Source organism: Mesorhizobium sp. NZP2077 (genome assembly GCF_013170805.1).
Classification (GTDB): Bacteria; Pseudomonadota; Alphaproteobacteria; order Rhizobiales; family Rhizobiaceae; genus Mesorhizobium.
This window is the reverse complement of record NZ_CP051293.1, coordinates 220,861-236,303: the sequence shown is the minus strand read 5'-3', so window position 1 is coordinate 236,303 and position 15,443 is coordinate 220,861. Positions and strand designations below refer to the sequence as shown.

Below are 15,443 nucleotides of genomic sequence, written 5' to 3'. Positions count from 1 at the left end.
TCGCGGCTGATGGCTGACGGTCCGCTCCTGCGTGCCCTGTTTCGCTGCCATCTCTGGGCAAGCGCGCGGTTGATGCCCGCCCTCATTGCCGGGCGGAGCTTCGAAGACGTGCTGAAATGGGCTCCGCTCGCCTCCTCGACGCCCTATCGCGGCCTGCCGGCCAGCTACATCGTCGCCCGCGTCAACCGCATCGTGCGCCATCCCTGGCTGATGCGCGACCGCAGGTGCCTAAGGGAAGGTCTGCTCGGCCATCGATTCCTGCGCCTCGCCGGCTTCGATCCGGAACTGCGTTTCGGCGTCGATCCGAAGTCGCTGCAGACGCCACGCGTCTCGGCGCATTGCTGGGTCTGCCTCGAAGGCAGGCCGGTGGTCAGTGACAGCCTTCCCGGCATGGTCGAGATCTATCGCCACCATGCAGATGTCTCAAAGGTGCGCACCGCTTGACCAGGCCTTCGGTGTGCTATGACCTCAACGGCCAGGTCCTCGGCATATCGGCCGAGCGACCCGAGCTGTGGCAAGAGTTCGACAGGATGCTGGGCATTTTGCGCATTGAAGATGCTGTCGAGCCGGGGTTTCGCCTCGATATCGCGGAGACGGAAATCCTGGACGAAACACCCGATGGATCGCTCGTCTTCGACGGCGAGATACCAGAGGACGGCTACTGCCGGATGATCGTCGACAGCAGCACGATCCACCTCATTTTTCCCGAACGCCAGACCGTTGCCATCAATGACGTGGAGGGCTGGGGTCAACTGAGGGTTCGCCCTGGCAGCAAAGCCGCCTGGACGCCATCGATGCTTGTGCTGGACGCGGCGCTCGACGCCGGCGGCCAGCATATGCTGCACACAGCTGGTCTGACGTTGCCGGATGACGACACAGTCGTGCTGATCCATGCGCCAAGCGGCACCGGCAAGAGCACGACATCGCTAGCGCTTGCGACGCAAGGTTTCGGCCTCTGTTCCGATGATGCCATGATCCTGGACGTCGGCTCGGACCGACCCATGGCCTGGGGACTGCCGCGCCACGCCAAGATCCACGAGAACACCGCGCGGATGATTCCCGAGGTGGCGCCATGCCTTGGCCCGTCATGGGACCGCAACGGCGAACAGGCCGTCTCGCTGGAACGGTTGAGCGAAATTATACGCATCGAAAGCCCCGTTGCCCGGCCGGTAGCCGCGCTCCTGCACCTGGCGCGTTCCGACAGGGAGACGCGGCTCGTGCCCATGGCCCGGACCGACGCGATGGTGGCTCTGGCGATGGACAATGTCCGCACTGGCATGACCGGCCTGCTGCCGTCGCAGAAGCGTCGGCTGGCGACGATAGGCAGACTGGTGTCGTCGGTGCCGACTTTCACGCTGGAGGTGGGCGCACGCCCTGCCGACGCGGCAGCGCTGATCATCGCCACACTGGGGAAGCAAGACTGAAGACTTGCTCACGCCGTGTTTGGCTTCATTGTTAGGCGCAATTTCCAAGGGAAAGCGCTACGCGCTTTTCCCGGGAAAACCGTTTCACGCTTTTCCTGAAATTGCTCTGGCCTTGGCCAGCCGCTGGATCCAGCGGAACGCATCTCGGCGCAGGCGCGAGCCGATTTTTTTCCTCGAATTCACCCTGAGCAGCGTGTTCGTCGTGATCAGCCGCTTGGCCAGCCGTATCGAGAGGTCGGGCTTGATCCGTCCGGCGAGTTCAAGTGCTCGGCGCTCACCGAACAACTGGCCGGTCACATTGAGCACGATCGCCAGTTCGAGCTCGATGCCGGTCATGTGGGCGGCATCGAGCAGGCGGGTTTCCGATTCGCCCGATTGCAGCGCCCGCACCCCTTGCAGCACGTCGATGCAAAGCTGCAGGCGATGGAATTTGTGGCCGCCGGCGGCGTGCACGATGGCAATCGTCAAAAGCGCTGCCGGCGTGTCCGTTGCCTCGCCGTCGATAATGCCCAGTTCGCGGAAACCCAGCGACAGGCGCCTGCGCATGCCGGTGTCATGCACCAGGTCGCCATGCAGTTCGACCAGCAGGCTGGAATTCTCCTTTTCCAGCCATTTGAATTCCTGCAACTGGGAGGATTCGGCCTCGTCGCTGCCGAGCTCGAAGCCGCATGCCGCGATCACCTGGTTTGCCCGCGCAAGGTTGGCGGGTTCGACGAGGATGTCGATGTCGGTGAACGGCCTGTCGGACACGTTGCGGTAGAGCTTGCGCGCGAAGACCGGCCCCTTGACGATCCGCGCCGGAATGCTTGCTGCCGCCATCCCCTTCATGATGCGGTCGCCGTGATATTGCAGCAGCATCGATTGGCCGGTGGCGATCGTCGCCTTGTCGCGCAAATCGTCCAGTTTCTCCCGCAAGCCGGCGTCCGGCGGCAGCCGCGCGTCGCCGCGCTCCTGCAATTTCCGCAGCATGATCGGCAGGACGCCGTGGAATTCGGCATTGTCGAGCAGCGCCGACAGAGCCTTTGCCGACACATCGTCCTCGACTGCCGCGGCCACCGGATCGGCAAAGCGCAGCAGCAATCTTTCTTCAGCAAAGGTGAGGGATGGCAGCATCAACCGGACAAATGTTGCGTTAATTGTCCAGAATGGTTGCAGAAAAGCGCGGGCGAAGCCAGCGCAACAGTCGTTTTTGCGCAAACGGAAAACCGCTGCCCACTTTTCCTGGAATTGCTACATGCCCCAGCGCAATGCCGCCGTGTGGACAGGCGCGTCCCACCAGCCGATCATCTCGTCATCGAGCATGGTCAGCGTGATCGAGCAGCCAGCCATGTCGAGCGAAGTGACATAGCTGCCGACCAGCGAGCGGGCTATCGTCACGTCGCGCCTCTCGAAAATCTTTCGCGCGCTGTTGTACATCAGATAGAGCTCCATCAGCGGCGTGCCGCCGAAGCCGTTGACGAACAGCAGAGCCGGGCCTTTCGCTTTGTCGCCGAGATCGCCCAGGATCGAGGCGCAGATTTCCTCGGCGATCGCGTCAGCGCTCTTTAACCTGTCGCGGCGGCGGCCGGGTTCGCCATGGATGCCGACGCCGAATTCCATCTCGCCATCGCCGATGTCGAAGGTCGGCTTGCCGGCGGCTGGCACAGTGCCACTGGTCAGTGCCACGCCCATCGAGCGGGTGACGGCATTGACGCGCTCGCCCAGCACCTTCAACGGCTTCAGCGCCAGGCCATGCTCGGCCGCCGCGCCGACGATCTTTTCCACCACCATCGTGCCGGCGACGCCACGCCGGCCGGTCGTATAGGATGAATTCTCGACGGCGACGTCGTCATTGGTCACTACCTGCAGGATGCCTTCCGACATTTCCGCCGCCATGTCGAAGTTCATCACATCGCCCTCGTAATTCTTGACGATGAACAGGCAGCCGGCGCCGGTGTCGACGGCCTGCGCCGCCGCCAGCATCTGGTCCGGCGTCGGCGAGGTGAACACCTGGCCGGGGCAGGCGGCGTCCAGCATGCCGTGGCCGACAAAGCCGCCATGCAGCGGCTCATGGCCGGATCCGCCGCCGGAGATCAGCGCTACCTTGCCCGGCCGCAAGGTCTTGCGGCGCATGAATTTGTGCTCGTCGCCAAGCGTCAATATGTCGGCATGGGCGGCGACGAAACCGTCGAGGCTCTCGGTCAGCACCGTGTCCACCGCGTTCATAAATTTCTTCATGGCGTCCTCCCAAACAGCCCGGCAAGAAATGGTCAGCCGCCACCCTTGCCGGCGATGCTGGTGATCTTCTGGATGAATTCGTTGATCGCCCGGTCGAGCGCCGCGTTCTGCTTGTCGTCGCCGAAATCGGGCACGACAAGCGACACGTGCCGCGTCCTGCGCATGCCGGCAGCAATAGACATTTTTCCCGGATGCGCCTGATGGTAGGCGGCGAGGAACTGATCCCGCTCGGCCGGGCTGAAATGGCAGACGGAAAAGATCGAAGGCAGATGCTTTGACGGGATAGGGATCGTATAGGCCGGGCTCGAGATCTGCGTGACAAAACTGCGGTGCTTGCCAAGCGCGTCGGCAAGGCGCTGCCGCATGCCGGACGGGCGCTGGTCGATGACCTGCGACAGGATCGTCTTGTAGGCGCGGATCGCCTCTTCGGAACCGGGTTCGGGTTTGATATCGACCATGCCAGCCCTAGACCGAAACATCGGAAATGGCCGCCTTGGCCATGGCCAGTTGTGCCGGCGCGACGGAAAGATCGCGCAAGCCGGCCTCGAGCAGCGCCGGTATCGAGACGGGATCGCCACCGGCATCGCCGCACAGACTGACGGGAATGCCGTTCTCCTGCCCAAAGGCCGTGACCGAGCCGAGCAGCCGCAGCACCGCAGGATGACGGACCGAATTGAGGTGCGCCACCGCTGCGTTGTCGCGCGCGGCCGCCATCACATATTGCGTCAAATCGTTGGAGCCGATCGAGAAGAAGGCGACGCCGGCGAACGCCTCCGGCGCAATCGCCACCGACGGTACCTCGACCATGATGCCCAGTGGCGGCATCTTATGCGCGACACCGCGCGCCACAAGCGCCATCTGCTCCTCCGCAAACAATGCGGTTGAGCGTTCATACTCCTCGGCCATTGCGATCATCGGAAACATGACCCTGAGATTGCCGTGTGGCGCGGCGCGCAGCAATGCCCTGATCTGCACGCGAAAAATGTCGAGCCGGGCCAGCGACAGCCTGATCCCGCGCAGGCCGAGGAACGGATTGCCTTCCTCGACGGTGAAGCCCGGCACCGGTTTGTCGCCGCCGGCGTCGACGGTACGGATCGTCACCGGTTTTTCCCCGGCCCATTCCAGCACCTTGCGATAGGCGCGATACTGCGTCTCCTCATCCGGCAAGGACTTTCCGAACAGGAATTCGGTGCGCATCAGGCCGACACCGTCGCAGGTCGTGATGTCGATGCCGTCGACATCCGACGGGTCGGCGATGTTGACCTGCACACGCACCGCCGTTCCGGACTTGGTCACCGCCGGGCGCGCCAGGAAAGTTCGCGCCTTGCCCTGGCGGGCCGCGAAGGAAGACGACGACTGCCGGAACGAGCCGATCTCTGCTGGCGAGGGCGCCAGCACGATACTGCCATGCTCGGCGTCGAGCAGTGCGACTCCTGCGAGATCGGCAAGCGGTTCGCGCAGCCCCACCACCATCGGCACGCCGCGCGAGCGCGCAAGCATGGCGACATGGCTGGCCGTGCTGCCCGCCTTCAGGGCGATGCCGCCGCCGCTGCTCCAGTCGGTGTCGAGAAATTGCGTCGGCGCGATGTCCTCGCCGCAGAGGATGGCACCGGCAGGCGCTGTGCTGCCGCCGTCCTCGGTCAGGGCGCGCAGCACCTGGTCTCTGATATCGCGCAAATCCGTGGCGCGGGCGCGGAAATAGTCCTGGTCCGAGGCCTCGTAGCCGGCGATCTCGGCATCGAGTGCCTCGCGCCAGGCCACGTCGGCGGTCTTTCCGGAAGCGATCGAGGCGAAGGCCGGGCCGCTCAGCGCGTCGTCCTCCAGCATGGCGATGTGGAATTCGAGGATACCGGCGGCATCGCTGTCGGCGGTTTCTACCATTGCCGAAAGCCGGTTCACGGCCTTGCCGATCGCGGCTTGCAGCGATGTCTTCTCTTCGGCTGCGGTGGCCTTGCCTGCATAGACGGCCGACGGCCGGTCGAGGTCGAACAGCGGCCCCTCGGCATAGCCGGCCGAGGCCGGGACACCCTCAATCCGCATGGTCCGCATTCCTTGCGGACCGGCGAAGCCGTGCGCCAGCGTCAAGCCGACCGGGCATGACCGGCGTCCTCGTCGAAATCGCGCTGCACCAGATCGATCAGCGCGCTGACCGCGTCCTCGGCGCCGTCGCCGCTGGCCCTGATGTGCAGCACCGTGCCCTTCGGCGCCTTGGCCGCCATCACCTTGACGATGCTCTTGGCGTCGAACCATGGCCCGTTGGCGGCAAGCGCGATTTCCACGTCGGCGACAAACGTCTTGGCCAGCTTGGTGAACTTCACCGAAGGACGCGCATGCAGGCCCACATCGTGGGTGATCAGGACGGTCGCTTCGGCGGCTGCGGACATTTTAGAAATCCCGTTCACTCACGACGGCGACAATTCGTGCGCCGTCGCCACCACTTCCTTCAGCGAGGCGCCGCCTGATGCCTCGGTCGCGGCCATCACCGCGCCCTCGACGATTGGCGCGTTGCAGACGATGATCTTCTGCGCACGCGGCTCGCCGATCATCTCCACCGCCATTTCAGAGTTCGTCTCGGCGCCGCCGAGATCGACAAGGATGGCGACACCGGCTTCCGACCAGGCCTTGTCGATGGCGCCCATGATCGCTTCGACATTGGTGCCGAGCCCGCCATGGCCGTTTCCGCCGCACCATGCAAGCGGCACTTCGTCGCCCACCATCTGGCGTACCATGTCGGCCGTGCCCTCCGCGACCAGCGGCGAATGCGACACGATCACGATCCCGACATTGCTCATGCGCTTTCCCCGATCGCTTGCCCCACCGTGCGCACCAGCAGCGCGGTCGAGCGCGCGCCGGCATCCATATGGCCGATCGAGCGCTCGCCAAGGAACGAGGCGCGGCCGCGCAGCGCCTTCATCGGCACGGTCGCTTCGGCGGCGGCGTCGGCGATGTCGGCGATGTCAGCCACCGTCTTGCCGCCAGCGAGCGCGTCGTGCACCGGCTGCAGCACATCGAGCATTGTCTTCTGGCCGATCTGCGACTTGCCCCGCGCGGCCACCGCTTCGATCGCCTTGCCGAAGGCCGCCGTCAAATTGGCGCGATCGGGGTCCGCCGCAATCTCCTTGCCCAGCGCCATGAACAGCGTGCCAAACAGCGGGCCGGAAGCGCCGCCCACCGTCATCACCAGCTTGGTGCCGATGCCTTTGAGGGCGTCGGGCAGCGGTTTGGCGGCGAACGCATCGGCCTCGGCCCGCACGGCTTCGAAGCCGCGCTTCATGTTCAGCCCATGGTCGCCGTCGCCGATCGCCTGGTCGAGCGCAGTCAATTCCTCGGCGTGAGCGGCAATCGTATCGGCGGCCACCGTGATCAACCTGGCAAGGTTCAACGCCACCATATCGCCCAAATCCCCGGTTTCCAGTCTGCCGGCAGTAGCGAAAGAACGGTCATTCGACAACTGGTGCATGCGTCAGGCCGACACGAGCAGCGTGGCGGCGGCCGCGAACACCTCGGCCACCGCATGAGCGCCGGGGTCGACGACGCCTTGCAATTTGGCGCCGACATAAGCAGACCGTCCGGCCCTTGCCTTCTCCATGGCGGCCGTTGCCTCGGCGCCGCGCCGGGCGGCCGCCGCGGCTTCTTCCAGCCCGTTGGCGTCGAGCGCTTTCAGGGCTGGCTCCAGCGCATCGACCATCGTGCGATCGCCAATTTTTGCACCGCCATAGAAAGTCATCCGCTCGAGCCCGGCGAGCAGCGCCTTGGCCACGCTGGCGCCGCCGTCCAGGGCTTGGGCGGCGGCCGTGAAGAAGATCGACAGCAGCACCCCGCTGGAGCCGCCCATCGAGGCGCTCAGTGTGTCGCCGATTGCCCCAAGCGTCGCCCCAGGGTTCGCCAACGGCAGCGCATCGAGCCGCTCAACGATGCTGCGGGCGCCGGTCGCAACCGTCGAGCCGGTGTCGCCGTCGCCCGCCTTGGCGTCGAGCCCGTTCAACGTCGCTTCGAGCGAGATTAGTCTTTCGCAGACCGTGATGATCAGACGCCTGGCTCCGGCATCGTGGCTGGCCTTGTGCGCAGTACTTTGCCTGGCTGCTTTCGCCATCGGCACGATGGCAGGCGCCGCGACCAGCTTTGCCGGCATCCAGGCGTGCGGGCCGACCGGTGCCAGCAAGGCGGCCTCACGCGCCGCATCCAGCCGGATCAGCGACAGCGAGAAGCCGTTCATGTTGAGCGCCGTCATCAGCGGTCCGGGGCCGATCGTCAGCTTGACGGTCTTGGCCAGAGGCGAGGCCAGCACTGCATTGGCGACCACAGACATTTCAAGCGGTGGCACTGACCCGAGATTGTTGATCAGCAAGGCATAGCTTGCTTTCGGATCGAGCCCTGCCGCGAGGCGGTCCGCCATGATCGCGACCAGCCTGTCGACGCTTTGCAAGGCAATCCGCTCGACGCCGGGCTCGCCATGAATGCCAAGGCCAAGCTCACCATCATTTTCGCCGAACCTGTCCTCATGCGGCTGGCCGGGGATGGAGCAGGACGACAGCGACATGCCGAGCGAAACGATGTCCTTCGCGGCCCCCCGCGCCGCCACTGCGATGTCTGCCAGATCATGGCCGGTCTCCGACAGATGCCCCGCGATCTTGTGCACGAACAAGGTACCGGCGACGCCGCGCGGCTGGGTGATGTCGGGCAGCGCGATATCATCGGCGACGATCACCATCTCGACGCGAAACCCTTCGGCACGCGCCTTCTCGGCCGCCAGGCCGAAATTAAGGCGGTCGCCCGTATAATTCTTGACGATCAGCAGGCAGCCGGCCGGGCCGGTGACCGCGCGAATGGCCGCCAGCACTGCTTCGACACTCGGCGAGGCAAAGATTTCGCCCGAGACAGCCGCCGTCAGCATGCCCTTGCCGACAAAGCCGGCATGCGATGGCTCGTGCCCGGCACCACCGCCGGAGACGACGCTGACCTTCGTCTTGTCCCAGTCGGCGCGCAGCACGACCTTGATCTCGGGATAGCCGTCGAGGCGCGCGAGGTCGCCCGAGCCAATGGTGCGCAACAGGCCGTCCAGCGCCTCGGTGACGATCGTTTCCCGGCGGTTGAAAAAGTGCTTCATCGAATTCGTCCCGTATTCGCGATCGTCAATCAAAAAGCGGTGTTGCCCCTTGGTGGGAGCGCCGAAAACCATTCACATCAGTCGTTGTCCGTCGGCGCCGAAATAGAGCGGCGAGCGGTAGCGGATCACCACTTTGTCGCCTTGCGCCAGATCCGTGTCAGGGTCGGTCAGCGTCACCAGTTTCTTCGGCCCGACCGTCACATGCAGGTGGTTCTGGTCGCCGAGATGCTCGACCCAGTCGACGACACCGTCGGCGTGGCCATTCCTAGCCTTTTCGATAGCCAGATGTTCGGTGCGCGCGCCGATCGTCTTGGTGCCGGCCGGTGCGCCGCCATCGGGCAGCAGGCCGGTCGGCAGAAGATTGATCGCCGGCTGGCCGAGCCTTGCCGCGACATGCAGGTTTGCCGGCTCCGAATAGATCGTTCGCGGCGAGCCGATTTGCACCAGCACGCCGTCGGCGAGGATGCCGATGCGGTCGGCCATGGTCATCGCCTCGATCTGATCGTGCGTGACGTAGAGCATGGTGGCGCCAATTTCGGACTGGATGCGTTTCAGCTCGAGCCGCAGATCCGCGCGCAGCTTGGCGTCGAGCGACGACAGCGGCTCGTCCATCAGGTAGATGGCCGGCTTGCGCACCAGGGCGCGGCCGATGGCGACGCGTTGCATTTCGCCGCCCGACAATTTGGTCGAACGGTTGGCGAGCTTGTGATGGATGCGCACCATCTTCGCCACCTCCTCGACACGCCGGCGGATCTGGTCTTCCGGGATTTTCCGCGCCGGTGAGCGCAACGGGAAGGCAAGATTGTCGAACACCGACAGATGCGGATAGAGCGAATATTGCTGGAACACGAAAGCAGTGTCGCGCTCGGCCGGCGACAGCGTCGTGGCATTGTGGCCGCCGATTTCGATGGTGCCACTGTCTGGCCGTTCCAGCCCGGCGATCAGCCGCAGCGTCGTTGTCTTGCCAGCGCCGGTCGGCCCGAGCAGCACGACGAACTCGCCGTCCGCAATATGCAGGTCGAGACCGTTGACGGCGACATGCTCGCCATAGCTCTTGGTCACGTTCTTGATGTGCACGTCAGCCATGCTGCGCTCTCCCCTGAGAGGCGGTATCGTGGACGGCGGTTCTCACCGCGCGGCCGGACTCCTTGTCGAACAGCGACAGCCGCGCGCTGTTCAATGCCAGGCCGACATGGTCGCCGGCATTGAGCCTGATTTCGGCCGGGACCCGCGCCTTGATGATGCCGTCCGCCGTCTCGACCGCGACGATCTGCGTGGTGCCGAGATATTCGGTGCCGTAGATGGCGCCACGCAGCTTCGAGGCGTCGTCGAAGCGGATATGTTCGGGCCGGATGCCGAGTGCCATGTCGGCCGGCGCAATATCCTCGCGCACCTCCGGCACCGCGACTTTCGCGCCCTGGACGACAATCTCCTTCGCGCCCTTGGTGAGCCCGCCGCCGAAGCCCAGAAAATTCATCGGCGGCGAGCCGATGAAGTCAGCGACGAACATGGTTGCCGGACGGTCATAGATCTCACGCGGCGTGCCGAACTGTTCGATGACACCGTGGTTCATGACAGCGATCTTGTCGGCCATCGACATCGCTTCCATCTGGTCATGCGTGACATAGACCGTGGTGGCGTGGATGCGGTTGTGCAACTCGCGCAGTTCGTGGACCATCAAATCGCGGAATTCGGTATCGAGCGTGCCGAGCGGCTCGTCCATCAGGAAGCACTTTGGCCGCCGCACGATGGCGCGGCCGAGCGCCACGCGCTGGCGGTCGCCGCCGGCAAGGCCGGAGACGGATTTATTGAGCAGATGGTCGATGCGCAGGAGTTTCGCTGTCTCTTCGACGCGTTGGCGGATTTCGGCAGAGGGCATGCCTTGCGCCAACAGCGGAAAGCCAATGTTCTTGCGCACATTCATGTGCGGATAGAGCGCGAACAGCTGGAAGACGAAGGCGATGTCGCGCTCGCGTGCCCGCAGCATGGTGACGTCGTCGCCGCCGAGCAGGATCTCGCCACCCGTCGGCAGTTCGAGCCCGGCGATCACGCGCAAGGTCGTGGTCTTGCCGCAGCCCGACGGGCCGAGCATGACGAAGAACTCGCCATCCTCGACTACGAAGTTGGAATCCTGCACGGCGACGAAATCGCCGAAGGCCTTTCTCAGATGCTGGACGCGGATTTCGGCCATGATTATTCCGGGAATTTCGAGACGATGATGAACATCACGGTGCCGGCAAGCATGGTGATGAAGGAATAGGTGTAGAGCGCCAGCGCGAAGGGCTGGAACAGCATCAGGAAGCCGATGGCGATCAGCGCCGTCGCGATGTTTTCCATCAGGCCGCGCCTGGCCCAGACCGGCCAGCGCGATTTGCGTTTCACGGGCTTGGTCATGGTCATTTGCGCACCGCGCCGAAGGTGATGCCGCGCAGCAATTGCTTGCGAAGCAGGATGGTGAAAACCAGGATCGGCACCAGGAAGATCGTCGTGCCGGCCGCCACCGCCGGCCAGTCCTGGCCGCCTTCGCCGATGATGGTCGGGATGAAGGGCGGCGCGGTCTGCGCCGTGCCAGAGGTGAGCAGCGCGGCAAAGGCATATTCGTTCCAGGCGAAGATCAGGCAGAAGATCGCCGTTGCGGCAATGCCGGTGGTCGCTTGCGGCAGCACGGTGCGCCAGAACGCCTGCAGCCGCGTATAGCCGTCGATCATCGCCGCCTCTTCATATTCGCGCGGGATCTCGTCGATGAAGCCTTTCAGCAGCCACACCGCCAGCGACACGTTGACCGCCGTGTAGAGCAGGATCATGCCGAGCGCTGTGTCTGACAGGCCAAGCTCGCGATACATCAGGTAGATGGGAATGGCGACCGCGATCGGCGGCATGAAGCGCGTCGACAGGATAAAGAACAGAAGGTCGTCGGCCAGCGGCACCTTGAAGCGCGAGAAACCATAAGCCGACAGCGTGCCGAGGAAGACGGCGCAGAAGGTCGAGCCGAAGGCGATGATCAGCGAGTTGACGAAGCGCGGCAGGAAGTTGGACGGTCCGGCGATCACCATGTTGCGCTTGCGCGTGGTCTCGTCGCAGAAGCCGGTCGCCGGGCCTAGCGAGTTGATATATTCCGGCGTCTGCCGCGTCCGCGTCGTGAACAGGTTGCAATAGCCTTCCAGGCTCGGCTGGAACAGCAGCTTCGGCGGATAGGCGATCGAATCCGGCGGCGTCTTGAAGCTGGTGGCGAAGATCCACAACAGCGGCACGATCGAGATCAGCGCATAGGCGATGATGATCGCACCGGCGATGCGCTTAGAGTTGGCCGAAGGGGCAACGACCGAGTGGGCTGTGGTCAGGCTCATCTCTGCTTCACCTTGTTGAGCGCCTTGACATAGATGTTGGCGAGGCCGAACACCGCGACGAACAGGATGATGGCGAAGGCCGAGGAATAGCCGGTGCGCCAGCTCTCGAACGCCTGCCGTTTCAGCGTGATCGAGGCGACCTCGGTGGTCGATCCCGGGCCGCCGCCGGTGAGCAGGTTGACCATGTCGAACATCTTGAAGTTCTCGATGCCGCGAAACAGCACCGCCAGCATGATGAAAGGCAGCGCCATCGGCAGCGTGATCGACCAGAACTGCCGCCAGTTGGAGGCGCGGTCGACTTCGGCCGCCTCATAGATGTATTCGGGGATCGAACGCAGTCCGGCCAAGCAGATCAGCATCACGTAGGGCGTCCACATCCAGGTATCGACGATGATGATCGACCACGGCGCCAGCGACACGTTGGAGAGCATCTGGATGCTTGTCGGTGGAATGCCGCTGACGAACGAAATGACATAAGAGAACAGGCCGATCTGTGGCTCGTAGAGGAAACGCCAGAAATTGCCGACCACTGCCGGCGACAGCATCATCGGCACCAGGATCAGCGTCGTCCAGAAGGCGTGGCCGCGGAACTTCCTGTCGATCAGCCAGGCCAGCGTGAAGCCGATCAGCGTCTGCAACAGGATGGTCCAGAACACGAAATGCGCCGTCGTCTGCATGGCGATCCAGACATCCTGGTCGCCGAGGATGCGTTGGTAGTTGGCAAATCCGAGGTTCTTCACCACCTCGTTCGGCCGATTGGCCCGGTAATTGGTGAAGGAGAGATAGATCGCCCAGAACAGCGGGAAGATGTTGATGGCCAGCAGCAACAGGATCGTCGGCGAGATGAACAGCCAGGCGAGGCCCCTGTCGCTGACGCCCCGGACTTTGCGGGCCAACTGTTCCGGGGTCGCCCGGGCAACGTTCTCCGCAGTCCGATTGAGCATGGTAAGTCCTGCTTCGGTCACTTGGGTCGTCTCTGTCATGGAATTTATCTGAACTGCGTCCCGTGCCAAGGGCGGCACGGGACGCTTGGGCCTAGCTCGGGAGGAGCCGGGTTACATTTTGGCCCAGTTACATCTTGCCATCGTCCTGGAAGACCTGGGTCCAGTCCTTGACCAGGCCGTCGAGCGCATCCTTGGCGGAGCCCTGGCCGGCGACGACATAGTCGTGGAAGCGCTTCTGCGAGGCCTGCAGCAGCGGGGCGTAGCTGGGCTCGGCCCAGAAGTCCTTCACGATGGCCATCGAGTCGAGGAAGGCCTGTGCGTAGGGCTGGCTGGCTGGGAACTTGGCATCATTCACCACCGCGTTCAGGCAGGAATAGCCGCCGAGCGACCACCATTTGGCCTGCACGTCCTTGTTTGCGAACCACTTGATGTATTTCAGCGCCGATTCGTGCTTGTCGGAATAGGAAACCACAGAGATGCCCTGACCGCCGAGCTGCGCGAACTGGGCGCCGCCGGGACCCTTGGGATTGACGAAGTAGCCGATCTTGTCGCCGCCGACATTCTCGTCTTTCTGCAGGCCCGGCCAGGTGAAGGCGAAGTTCATGTGCATCGCCACCTGACCGGATTTGAAGGCATCGACGCCTTCACCCATGTAGCTGTTCGATGCGCCCGGAGGGGTGCAGCAATCATAGAGCGCCTTGTAGAACTCCAAGCCTTTGACTGAGTCGGCCGAATTGACGAAGCCTTCCATCTCGTAGGGCTTCTTCGGGTTCTCATACTGGAAGCCGTAGCTGTAGAGCACGTCCATGGCGCCCATGGTGATGCCTTCCGAGCCACGCTCGGTGTAGATCGAGGCGCCATAGACGGTCTTGCCGTCGATCTGCCGCTTCTGGAAGAATTCGGCGATCTGCTTCAACTGGTCGAAGGTGGTCGGCGGGCCGAGATCCCAGCCATACTTCGCCTTGAATTCCTTCTGCAGCTCCGGCTTGGAGAACCAGTCCTTGCGATAGGTCCAGCCGACGACGTCGCCCATGGCCGGCAGAGCCCAGTAGTTGGGCGTGTTCTTCGGCCATTCCGAATAGCCGACCACGGTCGCCGGCACGAAATCGTCCATGCTGATCTTCTCCTTGTCGAAGAAGTCGTTCAGCTTGACGTAGTGGCCGTTCTCGGCCGCGCCGCCGATCCACTGGCTGTCGCCGATGATCAGGTCGCACAATTTGCCGTGCGAGTTCAGCTCGTTGAGGAAACGATCGGCATAGTTGGTCCACGGCACGAATTCGAACTTCATACCGATGCCGGTCTGTTTGGTGAAGTCCTTGGACAGTTCGACAAGTGCGTTTGCTGGATCCCACGCGGCCCAGCATAGTGTCAGATCTTCAGCGTGCGCGGCGTTTGATACGGCTGTCGACGCAACCATCGCCGAGGCCAGTCCCAACGCCAGTTTCAAGCTCGATTTCATGCCTTCCTCCCATTTGCGAAACGCGCCCGGATGACGGTTTCAAGAGCCCTTAACCTCTCTCCTCAGAGGCCCAAACATGGCGGCGCCGGAGCGCGGCAGATGTTTAGTAATTTGTTTAGTGATGCAATTTTTACTAAACAAGGCAAGCGAATTCGTTGCTGCGTCGCAACATGACGAAACGAGTGATTGAAATCGTTGCGAAATGACCGCTGGATGGTCTCTCCGGCAGCCGCTCAGTCGGCCTCACCGATGACGCTCGTCTGTGGTGTCACCGGTCGAACCGGCGGCGCGGGCGGCAGCAAGACGCGTATGTCGGCGAAGGGAAATGTTGGCTCAAAGCGAAAAGCCTCGGCCAGAGACCCGGGGACAGCGTTGCATTGACCGGCGCGAAATTCGTTCTGGATGCGCGCCCTGTCGACATATTGCTCCGGCCGCTGCGAGCGGTGCGCGCGGATCGCCTGCGTCTTGATATCCCGGTAGGCGGAAACATCGACATAGTGCGTCGGCGAGAATCCGGTACCGCCCATCGTGTCGGCATGCAGCACCGGAACCGCGAACGAGGCCGCAATGCGCACGCCGTCCGACAGCGCGCGATGATCGGCGTGATAGTCGTTGGGCGCATGCGTGATGACCAGATCCGGTCCGGTCTCGCGGATCAGCGTTTTCAGCGCGCCGATCAGCGCGGCATCGGCGACCAGTTCGCCGTCGTGAAAGTCGAGGAAGCGTGGCGCAGCTCCTAGCAGCGCGGCCGCGGCCATTGCTTCCTCGCGACGGACACGGGCGAGAACCGTGGCATCACTCTTGCCGCCCCTGGCACCATCCGTGGCCACGGCAAAAGTGAGTTCTGCGCCTTGCGCCACATAGGCCGCCATCGTACCGAACATGAAGATCTCGATGTCGTCCGGATGCGCACCGAGCGCCAATATTTTCAACCACTCTCCCCCG

At 63.5% G+C, this 15,443-nt stretch carries 17 protein-coding genes; 2 read left to right on the top strand and 15 right to left on the bottom strand.

The features are described 5' to 3' along the window. The first annotated feature begins 9 nt into the window (after positions 1 to 9). Together HGP13_RS01085 and HGP13_RS01080 are read left to right on the top strand one after the other, a co-directional pair. A complete protein-coding gene (locus HGP13_RS01085; protein WP_172220329.1) occupies positions 10 to 444 on the top strand; it encodes a lasso peptide biosynthesis B2 protein in 435 nt (144 codons plus the stop codon). Beyond that, positions 441 to 1,424, top strand: coding sequence for a serine kinase (locus HGP13_RS01080; RefSeq protein WP_172220326.1), 984 nt, complete (start codon positions 441 to 443; stop codon positions 1,422 to 1,424). Before HGP13_RS01085 ends, HGP13_RS01080 begins: the two co-directional genes overlap by 4 nt. Positions 1,425 to 1,508: 84 nt before the next feature. On the opposite strand, the gene HGP13_RS01075 is transcribed toward HGP13_RS01080, so the two are convergent. The 15 genes from HGP13_RS01075 to HGP13_RS01005 form a co-directional block, all read right to left on the bottom strand. Further along, positions 1,509 to 2,537 carry a nucleotidyltransferase family protein gene (locus tag HGP13_RS01075; RefSeq protein ID WP_172220323.1) on the bottom strand — a complete coding sequence of 343 codons (1,029 nt, stop codon included), beginning with the start codon at positions 2,535 to 2,537 and terminating at the stop codon, positions 1,509 to 1,511. Positions 2,538 to 2,654: 117 nt separating this feature from the next. After that, positions 2,655 to 3,641 (bottom strand): dihydroxyacetone kinase subunit DhaK, encoded by a 987-nt coding sequence (gene dhaK, locus HGP13_RS01070; protein WP_172220320.1) that lies wholly within the window; start codon positions 3,639 to 3,641, stop codon positions 2,655 to 2,657. A 32-nt stretch (positions 3,642 to 3,673) separates the two neighbouring features. Beyond that, a complete protein-coding gene (locus tag HGP13_RS01065) occupies positions 3,674 to 4,099 on the bottom strand; it encodes a hypothetical protein (protein WP_172220318.1) in 426 nt (141 codons plus the stop codon). A 7-nt stretch (positions 4,100 to 4,106) separates the two neighbouring features. Then, positions 4,107 to 5,681 (bottom strand): phosphoenolpyruvate--protein phosphotransferase, encoded by a 1,575-nt coding sequence (ptsP, locus tag HGP13_RS01060; protein WP_172220316.1) that lies wholly within the window; start codon positions 5,679 to 5,681, stop codon positions 4,107 to 4,109. Positions 5,682 to 5,722: 41 nt separating this feature from the next. After that, on the bottom strand, positions 5,723 to 6,025 hold the full coding sequence (locus HGP13_RS01055) for an HPr family phosphocarrier protein (protein WP_172220314.1): 303 nt from the start codon (positions 6,023 to 6,025) through the stop codon (positions 5,723 to 5,725). Between the two features lie 18 nt (positions 6,026 to 6,043). Further along, the gene (gene dhaM / locus HGP13_RS01050; protein WP_172220312.1) at positions 6,044 to 6,433 is read right to left on the bottom strand and encodes a dihydroxyacetone kinase phosphoryl donor subunit DhaM; all 390 of its coding nucleotides are present in this window, start codon (positions 6,431 to 6,433) and stop codon (positions 6,044 to 6,046) included. Then, positions 6,430 to 7,032, bottom strand: a complete 603-nt coding sequence (gene dhaL, locus HGP13_RS01045; protein ID WP_172234575.1) for a dihydroxyacetone kinase subunit DhaL — start codon at positions 7,030 to 7,032, stop codon at positions 6,430 to 6,432. Before dhaL ends, dhaM begins: the two co-directional genes overlap by 4 nt. A 72-nt stretch (positions 7,033 to 7,104) precedes the next feature. After that, complete coding sequence (locus HGP13_RS01040) at positions 7,105 to 8,748, bottom strand: dihydroxyacetone kinase subunit DhaK (protein ID WP_172220310.1); 1,644 nt, start codon at positions 8,746 to 8,748, stop codon at positions 7,105 to 7,107. A gap of 72 nt (positions 8,749 to 8,820) precedes the next feature. After that, positions 8,821 to 9,834 (bottom strand): ABC transporter ATP-binding protein, encoded by a 1,014-nt coding sequence (locus HGP13_RS01035; protein ID WP_172220308.1) that lies wholly within the window; start codon positions 9,832 to 9,834, stop codon positions 8,821 to 8,823. Continuing rightward, a complete protein-coding gene (locus HGP13_RS01030) occupies positions 9,827 to 10,939 on the bottom strand; it encodes an ABC transporter ATP-binding protein (protein WP_172220306.1) in 1,113 nt (370 codons plus the stop codon). Before HGP13_RS01030 ends, HGP13_RS01035 begins: the two co-directional genes overlap by 8 nt. Before the next feature lie 2 nt (positions 10,940 to 10,941). Further along, complete coding sequence (locus tag HGP13_RS01025; protein ID WP_172220303.1) at positions 10,942 to 11,148, bottom strand: hypothetical protein; 207 nt, start codon at positions 11,146 to 11,148, stop codon at positions 10,942 to 10,944. Then, entirely contained in the window at positions 11,145 to 12,095 is a 951-nt protein-coding gene (locus tag HGP13_RS01020) for a carbohydrate ABC transporter permease (protein ID WP_096453068.1), read from the bottom strand. Before HGP13_RS01020 ends, HGP13_RS01025 begins: the two co-directional genes overlap by 4 nt. Next, positions 12,092 to 13,039, bottom strand: coding sequence for a sugar ABC transporter permease (locus HGP13_RS01015; RefSeq protein WP_172234574.1), 948 nt, complete (start codon positions 13,037 to 13,039; stop codon positions 12,092 to 12,094). Before HGP13_RS01015 ends, HGP13_RS01020 begins: the two co-directional genes overlap by 4 nt. A 127-nt stretch (positions 13,040 to 13,166) precedes the next feature. Then, on the bottom strand, positions 13,167 to 14,498 hold the full coding sequence (locus HGP13_RS01010) for an ABC transporter substrate-binding protein (RefSeq protein ID WP_172220300.1): 1,332 nt from the start codon (positions 14,496 to 14,498) through the stop codon (positions 13,167 to 13,169). Positions 14,499 to 14,731: 233 nt separating this feature from the next. Beyond that, on the bottom strand, positions 14,732 to 15,430 hold the full coding sequence (locus tag HGP13_RS01005; RefSeq protein WP_172220297.1) for a PIG-L deacetylase family protein: 699 nt from the start codon (positions 15,428 to 15,430) through the stop codon (positions 14,732 to 14,734). Positions 15,431 to 15,443: the final 13 nt, after the last annotated feature.